At 70.2% G+C, this 11,500-nt stretch carries 10 protein-coding genes; 5 read left to right on the forward strand and 5 right to left on the reverse strand.

Annotated elements, in window-relative coordinates:
• Positions 1–18 precede the first annotated feature (18 nt).
• Genes ACFYQA_RS23865 through ACFYQA_RS23875 form a run of 3 tightly spaced genes read right to left on the reverse strand, consistent with a single transcriptional unit; the run spans position 19 to position 3,072 of the window.
• On the reverse strand, positions 19–1,173 hold the full coding sequence (locus tag ACFYQA_RS23865; RefSeq protein WP_388921269.1) for an acyl-CoA dehydrogenase family protein: 1,155 nt from the start codon (positions 1,171–1,173) through the stop codon (positions 19–21).
• Between the two features lies 1 nt (position 1,174).
• Entirely contained in the window at positions 1,175–2,233 is a 1,059-nt protein-coding gene (locus tag ACFYQA_RS23870) for a 2,3-butanediol dehydrogenase (protein WP_388921272.1), read from the reverse strand.
• A gap of 50 nt (positions 2,234–2,283) precedes the next feature.
• On the reverse strand, positions 2,284–3,072 hold the full coding sequence (locus ACFYQA_RS23875) for an enoyl-CoA hydratase/isomerase family protein (protein ID WP_388921275.1): 789 nt from the start codon (positions 3,070–3,072) through the stop codon (positions 2,284–2,286).
• A 185-nt stretch (positions 3,073–3,257) separates the two neighbouring features.
• Here ACFYQA_RS23875 and ACFYQA_RS23880 point away from each other — a divergent pair, with 185 nt between their 5' ends.
• Together ACFYQA_RS23880 and ACFYQA_RS23885 are read left to right on the forward strand one after the other, a co-directional pair.
• Complete coding sequence (locus tag ACFYQA_RS23880) at positions 3,258–4,796, forward strand: long-chain fatty acid--CoA ligase (RefSeq protein ID WP_388921278.1); 1,539 nt, start codon at positions 3,258–3,260, stop codon at positions 4,794–4,796.
• Positions 4,793–5,563: an SDR family NAD(P)-dependent oxidoreductase gene (locus ACFYQA_RS23885; RefSeq protein WP_388921280.1), complete on the forward strand. Its 771-nt coding sequence runs from the start codon at positions 4,793–4,795 to the stop codon at positions 5,561–5,563. The genes ACFYQA_RS23880 and ACFYQA_RS23885 overlap by 4 nt, the downstream gene beginning before the upstream one ends.
• A gap of 187 nt (positions 5,564–5,750) precedes the next feature.
• On the opposite strand, the gene ACFYQA_RS23890 is transcribed toward ACFYQA_RS23885, so the two are convergent.
• Positions 5,751–6,557: an IclR family transcriptional regulator gene (locus tag ACFYQA_RS23890; RefSeq protein ID WP_388921471.1), complete on the reverse strand. Its 807-nt coding sequence runs from the start codon at positions 6,555–6,557 to the stop codon at positions 5,751–5,753.
• Between the two features lie 230 nt (positions 6,558–6,787).
• Positions 6,788–8,383, reverse strand: a complete 1,596-nt coding sequence (locus ACFYQA_RS23895; RefSeq protein ID WP_388921283.1) for an FAD-dependent oxidoreductase — start codon at positions 8,381–8,383, stop codon at positions 6,788–6,790.
• Between the two features lie 138 nt (positions 8,384–8,521).
• On the opposite strand from ACFYQA_RS23895, the gene ACFYQA_RS23900 reads away from it, so the two are divergent.
• The 3 genes from ACFYQA_RS23900 to dmpG are packed head-to-tail and all read left to right on the forward strand — an operon-like array spanning position 8,522 to position 11,374.
• A complete protein-coding gene (locus tag ACFYQA_RS23900) occupies positions 8,522–9,355 on the forward strand; it encodes a 2-keto-4-pentenoate hydratase (RefSeq protein ID WP_388921286.1) in 834 nt (277 codons plus the stop codon).
• 10 nt (positions 9,356–9,365) lie between these two features.
• On the forward strand, positions 9,366–10,340 hold the full coding sequence (locus ACFYQA_RS23905) for an acetaldehyde dehydrogenase (acetylating) (protein ID WP_388921289.1): 975 nt from the start codon (positions 9,366–9,368) through the stop codon (positions 10,338–10,340).
• Entirely contained in the window at positions 10,337–11,374 is a 1,038-nt protein-coding gene (gene dmpG / locus ACFYQA_RS23910; protein WP_388921292.1) for a 4-hydroxy-2-oxovalerate aldolase, read from the forward strand. The genes ACFYQA_RS23905 and dmpG overlap by 4 nt, the downstream gene beginning before the upstream one ends.
• The last annotated feature ends 126 nt before the right edge of the window (positions 11,375–11,500 follow it).

The following is an 11,500-nucleotide window of genomic DNA, read 5'->3' on the forward strand; positions in this document are numbered from 1 at the left end:
TTGCGGTTCATATGCGGCTCACGCCTGCTTCACCAGCGCCCTGGCGATGACGTTGCGCTGGATCTCGTTCGCGCCCTCGCCGATCTCCAGGATCTTCGCATCGGCATAGAAGCGGGAGATTTCCGACTCGCGCACGTAACCGTAGCCGCCGTGGATCTGAACCGCCTGGGACGCGGCCCGGTTGGCGACCTCGGAGGCGTACACCTTGGCCATGGCGGCCTCCGTGCTGTAGGGGCGGCCCTGGTCGGCGAGCCACGCGGCGCGGTAGACCATCCAGCGGGCGGCCTCGACCTCGGTGCCGATGTCGGCGATCTTGTGAGCGACTGCCTGGAAGTCCGACAGCGGGCGCCCGAACTGGTGGCGCTCGGTGGCGTGCTTGACCGCGAGGGCCAGTGCCGCCTTGGCCAGCGACAGGCCCAGCGCGGCGACGCTGATCCGGCCCTTGTCCAGTACCGACAGGAACTGGCGCAGTCCGTTGCCCTCGTCACCGATCAGATGGTCCTCGGGGATCCAGCAGTCGTCGAAGACCAGTTCCCGGGTGTCCATGGCGTGCCAGCCGAGCTTCTTCAGCTTGGGCCCGCAGCTGTACCCCGAGGTGCCCGTCGGGAGGTAGAAGGTCGCGTACTGCTTGCGTCCCTGGTCGTCGCGGCCGGTCACGGCGAGCAGGGTGACGCCCTGGCTGATGTCGGTACCGGCGTTGGTGATGAACATCTTGGTGCCGTTGACGACCCACCCGCCGTCGGCCCGGCGGGCGGTGGTGGTGATGCCCGCGGCGTCGGAGCCGGCGTCCGGTTCGGTGAGGCCGAAGGCACCTATCGCCTCGCCGCTCGCCAGCGGCGCCAGCCAGCGCTGCTTCTGCGCCTCGGTGCCGTAGGTGAGCAGAGGCAGGGTGGCGATGGTGGAGTGCGCGTTCCAGGAGGAGGCGACCGACTGGTCGGCGGCGCCCAGCTCCTCCATGACCGCGACATAGGAGACGGTGTCGGAGCCGGCTCCGCCGTATTCCTCAGGCACTAGCATGCCCATCAGGCCGAGTTCACCGAGTTTGGTGAAGACGTGGGTCGGGAAGTACTCGTTCTCGGACCATTCGGCCGCGTGCGGAGTGATCTCCTTGGCTGCGAACTCACGGACCATGTCCTGCAGGTCCCGGGTTTCCTCCGGCAGGTCGAAATCCATGTCACAGTCCCTTCGGAGTCAGCAGAACCTTGAGGTGCCGGGCCCGGTCGGCGGCCAGGTCCGCGAAGACCCCGGCTCCTTCCGAGAGCGAAAAACTTCCGGTGATCATGGGCGAGGCGTCCAGACGCCCGGTGCTCATCAGGTCGATCACCCGGGGAATGTCGTGGTGGTAGCCGAGCGTGCCGAGGACGGTCCGCTCGTAGAAGACGAGTTGCCCCATGTCGAACTCGACCTTGCCGTGCCCGACGCCCGCGAGGACCACCCGTCCGCCGCGGCGGACGGTGGCGACGGCCTGGGCGGCCAGTGCGGGCACTCCGGTCGCGTCGATGACGACGTCGGGTCCGATACGGCCGGTGCGGACGAACACCTCGCGGCGTACGTCCGACTCACGCGGGTCGAAGGCTTCGGTGACACCGATCGCCAGGAGCTTCTCCCGGCGTTCCCGGAGCGGTTCGCTGACATAGAGCCCGGAGGCGCCCGCCAGACGTGCGGCGATGACCACGGCGAAGCCGATGGGACCGCCGCCGACCACAAGGACGTTGTCGCCGGGCCGCACTCCCCCGCGGCTGACGGCGTGCAGGCCGACGGCGAGAGGCTCGGCCACGGCCGCCATCTCGTCACTGACGTTGTCGGGCAGGAGGGTCAGTCCGGCCAGCGGGACGGTGACCCGGTCGGCGAAGGCGCCCGGCGAGGCGAGGCCCACCGAACCGCTCTTGGGACAGATGTGGTACTCGCCGCGCACGCACCAGTAGCAGACCCCGCAGCGCCACACGGGATCCGCGGTCACCCGGTCGCCCACCCTGATGCCAGGCACCTCCGCGCCCAGTCCGACGACGGTGCCGCTGAGTTCGTGGCCGAGGGCGAGCGGCGGGCTGGACCCGGTAAGCGGGTGCGGACCGTTACGGATCATGTGCGGGCCTTCGAGGTACTCATGCAGGTCGGTGCCGCACACCCCGCACCACGTCACCTCCACGACCGCCTCGTGCGGTCGCGGCTCGGGCAGGTCGGGCACCTCATCGAGCCTCAGGTCCCGCGCACCGTGCCAGCGCAATGCCTTCATCTCCGCTCCACCCCTTCTCGTGTCGTACGGCCTCCGCGCCGTGTCGTCTGTTACTCGGCCCCGTCGGACCCGGTGAACCGTGCCTTCCCAGGGCCATGTTCGAGGAACGAGCGGATTCCGGTGGCAGCGTCCGCCGTGCCGAACACCCCTGTGAACAGGGATCGTTCGAGCGCCAACCCGGCAGACAGCCCGCCGTCACCACCGTGATCCACCGCCTCCTTGATCGCCTCCAGCGCCGCCGGCGGCCCCTCGGCGAGCCGACGGGCGTAGTCGAGCGCGGTGTCGAGGACCGCCTCCGGAGGGACGACCTCGTCGACGAGGCCGAGCCGCAGCGCCTCCTCGGCGCCCACCCGGCGGCCCGTCATCAGCAGGTTCTTCGTCCGTGACGGCCCGATCAGCCGGACGAGCCGCTGGGTGCCGCCCGACCCCGGCATGATGCCGAGCTGCACCTCGGGCTGGCCGAGGATCGCATCGTCGGCCGCCACCCGGTAGTCGGCGGCGAGGGCCAGTTCCATGCCTCCGCCGAGCGCGTACCCGGTGACCGCCGCGATGACCGGCATGGGGAGCCGTGCGACCTCCTCGAAGGTCCGCTGCAACGCGCGGTTCCAGCCCCGCACCTCGTCCGGACCCATCGCGGCCAGCGCCTTGATGTCCGCCCCGGCCGCGAAGAGTCGCTCCCCGCCGTGCAGCACCACGGCCCGTACACCGCTCGTGTCCGCCAGTTCACGTACGCACGCGGCGAGCGCGTCGCGCTGTTCGCTGTCGAACGCGTTCAGGGGCGGGTGGTCGAGGCGGACCGTGACGACGGGTCCGTCGGTGTCGAGGCGAATACGTGGCACGGGGGCCCCCTCGTCTGGGAAGAGTCTTTCGCACCGCGACAACACCGGTAGTCGGACGGGTTGTCGCTCGGCGCGCGTCGTCGTAGAGTGCGGACAGGTTTTATAGACCAAGAGGTACACTAAATCTTTGGAGCGAGCAACCGACCGATCGGGATATTCCCGACCGCCGAGCCGAAAGCGTTGCCGTGCACAATTTCGCGAGCATCCTCGATTACCACCTGTCCCAGCGGCCCGACGCCGTCGCCGTAGTACATGAAAAGCAGTCCCTGTCCGTGCGGGAGCTGCATGAACGGGTGAACCGGCTGGCTTCCGGCCTGGGCGAGCTGGGCGTTCGGCACGGCGACGTCGTCGGACTGCTGCTCTACAATCAGCCGGAATTTCTGGAACTGGTGTACGCGGTGAGCCGCCTCGGCGCGGTCTTCCTGCCGCTGAACTACCGGCTGTCCGAGGAGGAATGGCAGTACATCCTGGGCCATGCCCAGGCCAAGGCCCTCGTGACGGAACCCGAGTTCGCGCGCGCGGCGGACCGGATCGCCGCGAACCTGCCCGGTCTGGACCAGCGGATCCAGGTCGGCGGAGACCATGTGACGCAGCCGTGGACCGGTTACGAGGAGCTGCTCGCCCGGCACCCGGGCGCCCGGGTGGAGCCCGCGGACGTCGGGCCGGACGACCTGCAGCGCCTGATGTACACCTCCGGCACTACGGCACGCCCCAAGGGCGTGTGCCTCACCCACGGGAACGTGCAGGCCAAGAATCTCGCCCACATCGTCCATTTCGGCCTCACGGCCGCGGACACCACGCTGGTGTGCGGTCCGCTGTACCACGTCGGCGGGCTCGACATGCCCGCCCTCGGGGTCCTGTACGCGGGCGGAAGCGTGGTGCTGCAGCGGAGGTTCGACCCGGTCGGCGCCCTGCGCGCGATCGAGGAGCACGGCGTCACCAATGTGTGGCTGGCGCCCGCGATGGTCAGCGCGGTGCTGGAGGTACCGGACAGGGAGGCGTACGACACCACTTCGGTGCGGTTCATCCTGGGCGGCGGGGAGAAGACGCCCGAGCCGGTGCTGCGGCGGACCATGAACGCGTTCCCCAACGCCTGGTTCGCCGACGCGTACGGACTGACCGAGACGGTTTCGGGCGACACGTTCCTGGACCGCGCGCACGCGCTGACCAAACTGGGCTCGGTCGGGCGTCCGGTGCCGCACGCGCGCGTGCGGATCGTCGACGACGCCGGCAAGGAGGTCGCGGCGGGTGAACTCGGTGAGATCACACTGCGCGGGCCGAAGGTCTTCACGGGCTACTGGCGGGACGCGAAGGCCACCGCCGCCGCACTGCGGGACGGCTGGTTCCACACCGGGGACATCGGCCACGTCGACGAGGAGGACTTCCTCTATATCGATGACCGCAAGAAGGACATGATCGTCTCCGGCGGCGAGAACATCGCGACCCCGGAGGTCGAACGGGTCCTGTACGAGCACCCCGCGGTGCTGGAGGCCGCGGTGGTCGGGCTGTCACACCCCCGGTGGGGCGAAGTGCCGCGCGCCTTCGTGGTGGTACGCCCGGAGACGGACTGCGGACCGGAGGAGCTGCGGGAGTTCTGCCGGGAACGTCTGGCCAAGTTCAAGGTTCCCGCCCGTTTCGACTTCGTCGACGAACTGCCCCGAACGCCCTCGGGCAAGGTCCTCAAGCGGACTCTGCGCGACCTTCCCGCAAAGGACCGGGCATGAGCAGTGTGAACAGTGACCTGCGGCTGGACCGCAAGACCGCCTGGGTGACGGGGGCCGGAAAGGGCCTGGGACGCGCGATAGCCATCGCCCTGTCCCAGGCCGGCGCGACCGTGGCCGTGACGGCCCGCACCGCGTCGGACCTCGAGGGACTGGAGTCCGAACTCGCCGGGCACGGTGGCAAGGTGCTGGTCATGCCCGGATCGGTCGCCGACTCGGTCGCGGTACGGGACATGGCCGAGCGCATCACCACCTGGACGGGCCGCCTGGACGCCGTGATCAACTGTGCCGGGATCAGCCCGCACTTCACCCGCAGCGAGAAGGTCACCGACCAGGACTTCCAACAGGTTCTGGACGTCAACCTACAAGGCACTTTCTACTGCTGCCGCGAGGCCGGCAAGGTGATGCTGGAACAGCGCTCGGGCTCGATCGTCAACGTCTCGTCCGTCCACGCCACCACCGGTTTCGAACGGATCGCCGCCTACGCCGCGAGCAAGGGCGGCGTCGAGGCCCTCACCAGGGCCCTCTCCGTGGAGTGGGCCGACCGCGGTGTACGGGTCAACACCCTCGCCCCCGGCTACTTCCAGACCGACCTCAGCTCCGGCCTCCTGGACAGTCGCTGGGGCGAGCGGATCGTACGCGGTACTCCCCTGGGCCGGGTGGGCAGTGCCGACGAGCTGGGCGGGGCCGCGGTGTTCCTCGCCTCGGACGCCTCCCGCTTCGTCACGGGGACGACTCTCACCGTGGACGGGGGCTGGACCGCCTGGTAGGACTACGCGCTCGGCTCCCCCGCGCGGGGGAGTGAGCCACACAGTCGGGCGGCGGTGCGGGGTTGTCCTCCCGTCGCCCTTCTCGTCGTCCCGGGGCGGGCGCCGGGTACGTAGCGGCCCGGGTCCCGACCGTGCGCGGCGGCCGCTGGGAGCGGACCACCGTGCGGGGTGCGGCGGGTGTCCGCCCTCACCCGCGCCGCGTTGTGCCCGCAGGGACCGCCTCTCCGTGATGGGGTAAGGGCCGGAGTCCGTCCGGCACGTCTCGGGGGTACGACTGCGTGGCGCCGAAGAGTTCCTCGGACATGGACCGCACGGCGTTGACGACCAGTGGCGCAATGCGCTCGACCGAGGAACTACCCTCTCCCACAGCCGAGATCGCCGCCAGCGGTCCGTCCGGACCACGGATCGCGAGGCCGACACACGCGATGTCCGCGAAGCATTCCCCGCGGTCGATGGCCAGCCCGTTGCGGCGGCGTACGGCGCCGAGTTCCCGGTGCAGGGCGTCCAGGCGGCCGATACTGTGCGGAGTACGTCGTTCGATCACCTGTTCGTACCGTGCGTCGATCTCCTCGGGGCTCAGCCAGGCGAGCATCGCCTTCCCGAGCCCCGTGCAGTGCGCGACCGCCCGGCCGCCGACCCGCGACGGGATGCCCACGGCCGCCCGGCCACCCACCTTGTCGAGATAGTAGATCTCGGGCCCGTCGAGCACCGCGAGGTGCACGACCATCTTGGTACGGACGGCCAGTTCGAGCAGTCGGGGCGCGGCGGCCGCGCGCAGGGTGCTGTGCCCGATCTCCCGTCCGCCCAGGCCGAGTGCGCGTGGTCCGAGCAGGTACCCGGACACGGTGTGATGGAGCCAGTCCAGCCGGACCAGCTGGTCGAGTATGCGATGGGTCGTCGAACGCGGCAGCCGGGTTCGACGGGAGACGGTCTCGAGCGTCAGGCAGGTCTGGGGATGCTCGAACAGGTCCATGATCAACGTCACGCGTTCCATCATCGACGGCGGAATCGCGTGCCGTTCGGCCTCGGATCGCGGGTCAAGGCGAAGGGCAGACGTCATCGTCGGTGCCTCTCTGCTAAAACTGAAATCTATTTCAGTTTGGCGCCGGCGCCAAAGTACCAACGCCGCTGCCCGCAGACCAAGAGGCGTGCACGATCTGATGTGTGTCCACACGCGTCGGCGCGGGCCACGTGCACGGCCCACGCCCCGATCTCCCGCGGATGTCAGTCGGTCGGGCCCACGATGTCGAGCACCGCGAGGTACCCGAAAGCGAGGCTCGACCCGATCGGGGTGCCCGCACCCGGGTACACGCGCCCCGACATCGCGGCCGCCGTGTTCCCGGTCGCGTACAGCCCCTCGATCGGCCGGCCGTCGGGTCGCAGCACCTTCGCGTTCTCGTCGATCCGCAGGCCTCCCTTGGTACCGATGTCCGACGCGACGATGGTCGCGGCGTAGAACGGCGGGGTGTCGATCGGCAGAAGCAGCTGGTTCGGGAAACCGGGCACGGACTTCGCCGGGAAGTTCTGCCGCGGGTCGGCCGGAAACCCGACGACGTGATGGAACATCTGGTCCCAGGGGGTCTCACCGCGGTGGAACCTGTCGTCGGTCCCGGTCGCCGCGTATCCGTTGAACTCCTTCACGCTCCGGTCCAGGGAGTCGAACGGCACGTCGATCACACGGGCCAGCTTCTCCAGGGTGTCGGCCTTCTTCAGCGCCCCGGACTCCAGCCACTTCGCGGACAGCGGCTCGTCGGGCGGGCCGCCGATGCCGTCCCGGTCGAGCTGCCGCTGGTCGAACACCCAGTGGCAGGGGGTGTGGCGAACGCCCGTGGCCGCGTGGAGCCGGACGATCTCGTGCCCGGCCTGGTCGTAGGGCCGTGTCTCGTTGACGAAGCGTTCACCTGCCCCGTTGACCCAGATTCCGCCGCGTGTGCCGCTGTGGAAGACCGGCAGACCGTCCGGCTGGATGAGCCCCGGGACGAACCATGCCTCGTCGAGCAGGTCGGTGTCCGCGCCGATCGCGATCCCGGCCCGCAGCGCGTCGCCCGTGTTGCCGGGCGCGCCGTTGGACCACTCGCCGGTGAGCTGTTGGTGCCGCTCGCGCAGTTCACGGTCCCGTTCGAATCCGCCCGCCGCGAGGAGCACACCACGGTCGGCTCGCAGCCGGACGCGCTCACCGTCGCTGACGGCCTCCACCCCGACGACCCTGCCGTCCTCGACCACGAGTTCGTCCAGCACGGTGTTGAGCCGGAGCGTGCCGTTGCCCGTCTCAAGGAACGCCGCCAGCGCCCGGCCGATCAACGCGCGGCCGCCGCTGACCACGGAACCCTCGTCGAACCCCCACCGTTCGGTGGGGAGGGATCGGCGGACGAGCTCGTAACGTTCCCCCAGATCGGCGACCGCGAGAGCCGGCGGGAAGACGGTCCGTCCTGCCCGTGTCGCTCCGGGGCGCGAGGAGTAGTAGTCCGGAACGGGTCCGTGCGCGAAGTACTGGAACCAGGGGTTCTGTTCGAGTTCGTCGATCAGCTGTGCGCCGGCCCGCAGATAGGCGTCCTGGACCCCCTCCCGTGAGCTGTCCGCGACGACGTCCCGCAGGTAGGTCCTCGCCTCCTCGACGTCGTCCTCGACGCCCGCCCTGCGCAGCGGTGCGGAGCCCGGGAACCACAGGCCCGCTCCGGAATAGGCGACCGTGCCTCCCACCACGTCGGTCTTCTCGATGACGAGCGTGCGCAGCCCGCGCGACGCCGCCACATAGGCCCCGACCAGGCCACCACCCGATCCGACGACGATGACGTCGTAGCTGTCCTCGTTGATGCTCATCATTGACCTCCTCGTATGGTGCGACGGTCCCAGCAGGGCCACGGGGGCCCGCCCTCCCCGTCCCGGTGAGCGGAACCCCGTATCGCTGTGCTACGGCGTGATCGATCACTCTGGACGCACCACGAGTTGAGGATGCCGATGACAGACGTTTGGAAACCGACGGCCGTAGCGGACCGTGCGGCAGCCGTGGCCGACGCGGCCGAACGACTCACCCGGGCCGCCCGTGACCGGCAGCCCTGCGAGCCCGTGCGGGACGTGCTCGGACCGACCGACATCAGCCTCGCCTACGCCGTCCAGCAACAGCTCACCGACAACCGTCTCGCGCGCGGAGCGCGGGTCGTGGGTCGCAAGATCGGCCTGACGGCGCCGTCCGTCCAGCGCCAGGTCGGCGTCGACCGACCGGACTTCGGCGTGCTGTTCGACGACATGGACGCCACCGGCCTCCCGGCCGTGCCCAGCGAACTGCTGCTGCAGCCCAGGGCCGAGGCGGAGATCGCGTTCGTCCTCGCCGCGGACCTCGACGCCGACGACCTCGACATCGACCGGGTCCGGGCGGCGGTCGGGCACGCCGTGGCCGCGCTGGAGATCGTGGACAGCAGGGTGGCCGGCTGGGACATCACGATCACGGACACCGTCGCCGACAACGCGTCCAGCGGCATGTTCGTACTCGGCCAGGAGCGGGTCACGCTGGAGCAGTTCGAGCCCCGGGACGTGACAATGCGGTTGCACGCCGACGGCGCGCTCGCGTCCGAGGGTGACGGCGCCGCCTGCCTGGGCGACCCGCTCGCGGCCCTGCTGTGGCTGGCGCGGACCGCGCGGGAGTTCGGCGATCCGCTCCGCGCCGGCCAGGTCGTGCTCTCCGGAGCCCTGGGGCCCCTGGTCCCGACGCCACCCGGAGTCACCGTACGGGCGGAGATCTCGCGCCTCGGTTCGGTCACCGCGACGTTCTCTCCCATGGACCCCCAGAACTAGAGGACCAAGGATGACGAAGACCAAAGTGGCCGTGATCGGCTCCGGCAACATCGGCACCGATCTGATGATCAAGATACTGCGCCTCTCCGACACCCTGGAGATGGCCGCGATGGTGGGCATCGACCCGGACTCGGACGGGCTGGCGCGTGCCGCGCGCCTGAAGGTGCCCGTCACGCACGAGGGCGTCGACGGTCTGATCCGGATGGAGTGCTTCGACGACATCGGTATCGTCTTCGACGCCACGTCCGCGAAGGCGCACATCGAGAACGCCAAGCGGCTCGCGCCGTACGGCAAGCGCCTCGTCGACCTCACCCCGGCGGCCCTCGGACCGTATGTCGTACCTACGGTGAACCTGGACGAGCACCTGGACGACGCCGGGAACGACGTCGGCAACCTCAACATGGTCACCTGCGGTGGGCAGGCGACCATCCCGATCGTCCACGCGGTCGGTCGCGTCACACCGGTGCCCTACGCCGAGATCGTCGCCTCCATCGCATCGCGGTCGGCCGGGCCGGGCACCCGGGCCAACATCGACGAGTTCACCGAGACCACCGCCGCCGCGATCGAGCAGGTCGGCGGCGCCGGGCGCGGCAAGGCCATCATCGTGCTCAACCCGGCCGAACCACCACTGATCATGCGGGACACGGTGTTCTGCCTGATCGGCGACGCCGATCAGGAGGCGGTCCGTGCGTCCGTCGAGGAGATGGTCGCCGCCGTGGCCGAGTACGTACCCGGCTACCGGCTCAAGCAACGGGTGCAGTTCACGGCAATCGCCCCCGACGAGCCGGTCCACACACTGCTGCCGGACGGTGCTCCCCCGGTGACCACGAAGGTCTCCGTGTTCCTGGAGGTGGAGGGCGCCGCCCACTACCTGCCCGCGTACGCCGGAAATCTCGACATCATGACCTCGGCCGCTCTGCGCGTCGCCGAGCGTGTGGCCCAGCGTGTCGCGACCGGGACCGAAGCCGAGGTGACCTCCCGATGACCAGGCTGTATGTGCAGGACGTGACGCTTCGGGACGGCATGCACGCCATCCGGCACCGGATCACACCCGATGACGTCGCCCGTATCTCGTCGGCCCTGGACCGGGCCGGCGTGGACGCGATCGAGGTCGCCCACGGCGACGGCCTGACCGGCGGCAGCCTCAACTACGGTCCGGGCAGCCACACCGACTGGGAGTGGATCGAAGCGGCCGCCGGAGCCGTCGACCGGGCGGTGCTGACGTCCCTGCTCCTGCCCGGCATCGGCACCATCGCCGAGCTCAAGCAGGCCTACGCGCTCGGGGTGCGCTCGGTGCGCATCGCCACCCACTGCACCGAGGCGGACGTCTCGGCCCAGCACATCGCCACCGCGCGCGACCTCGGCATGGACGTATCGGGCTTCCTGATGATGAGTCACATGGCGTCCCCGGAGAAGCTGGCCGAGCAGGCGAAGCTGATGGAGTCCTACGGCGCGCACTGCGTGTACGTCACCGACTCGGGCGGCCGGCTCACCATGGACGGGGTGCGTGACCGCGTCCGCGCCTACCGGGGCGTCCTCGACCCGGCGACCCAGATCGGCATCCACGCACACGAGAACCTCTCCCTGTCGGTCGCGAACTCGGTGATCGCCGTGGAGGAGGGCGTCACGCGAGTGGACGCGTCGCTGGCCGGGCAGGGCGCGGGCGCGGGCAACTGCCCGATCGAGCCGTTCGTCGCCGTCGCGACCCTGAACGGCTGGGAGCACGGCTGTGAGCTGTTCGCGCTCCAGGACGCCGCCGACGACCTGGTCCGCCCGCTCCAGGACCGGCCGGTGCGGGTCGACCGGGAAACGCTCACCCTGGGCTACGCCGGCGCCTATTCGAGCTTCCTGCGGCATGCCGAGGCGGCCGCCCGCCGGTACGGGCTCGACGCGCGTGCCATCCTGCTGGAGGTCGGCCGGCGCGGGCTGGTCGGCGGGCAGGAGGACATGATCGTGGACATCGCCCTCGACCTCACCTCGGAGGACCGGGACCCGGCGGTGGCCATGCCGTTGTCGTGACCGGCCGGGGAATCCCGGCCGGACAGAACACGGGCGTGGGGGGGGGGGGGGGCCCCCCGGGCCCCCCCCCCCCGGCCCCCCCCCCCCCCCCAGCCCCCACCCCCGCCGGAGGCCACCCGGAAGCGG

This window comes from Streptomyces sp. NPDC005774 (assembly GCF_042871645.1).
Classification (GTDB): Bacteria; Actinomycetota; Actinomycetes; order Streptomycetales; family Streptomycetaceae; genus Streptomyces; species Streptomyces pratens.

What these genes read in the sequence shown, in the direction of transcription:
- ACFYQA_RS23870 (WP_388921272.1), bottom strand. Translation starts at nt 2,233, where the DNA reads ATGAAGGCATTGCGCTGGCACGGTGCGCGGGACCTGAGGCTCGATGAG.
- ACFYQA_RS23895 (WP_388921283.1), bottom strand. Translation starts at nt 8,383, where the DNA reads ATGAGCATCAACGAGGACAGCTACGACGTCATCGTCGTCGGATCGGGT.
- ACFYQA_RS23900 (WP_388921286.1), top strand. Translation starts at nt 8,522, where the DNA reads ATGACAGACGTTTGGAAACCGACGGCCGTAGCGGACCGTGCGGCAGCC.
- ACFYQA_RS23885 (WP_388921280.1), top strand. Translation starts at nt 4,793, where the DNA reads ATGAGCAGTGTGAACAGTGACCTGCGGCTGGACCGCAAGACCGCCTGG.
- ACFYQA_RS23865 (WP_388921269.1), bottom strand. Translation starts at nt 1,173, where the DNA reads ATGGATTTCGACCTGCCGGAGGAAACCCGGGACCTGCAGGACATGGTC.
- dmpG (WP_388921292.1), top strand. Translation starts at nt 10,337, where the DNA reads ATGACCAGGCTGTATGTGCAGGACGTGACGCTTCGGGACGGCATGCAC.
- ACFYQA_RS23890 (WP_388921471.1), bottom strand. Translation starts at nt 6,557, where the DNA reads ATGGAACGCGTGACGTTGATCATGGACCTGTTCGAGCATCCCCAGACC.
- ACFYQA_RS23905 (WP_388921289.1), top strand. Translation starts at nt 9,366, where the DNA reads ATGACGAAGACCAAAGTGGCCGTGATCGGCTCCGGCAACATCGGCACC.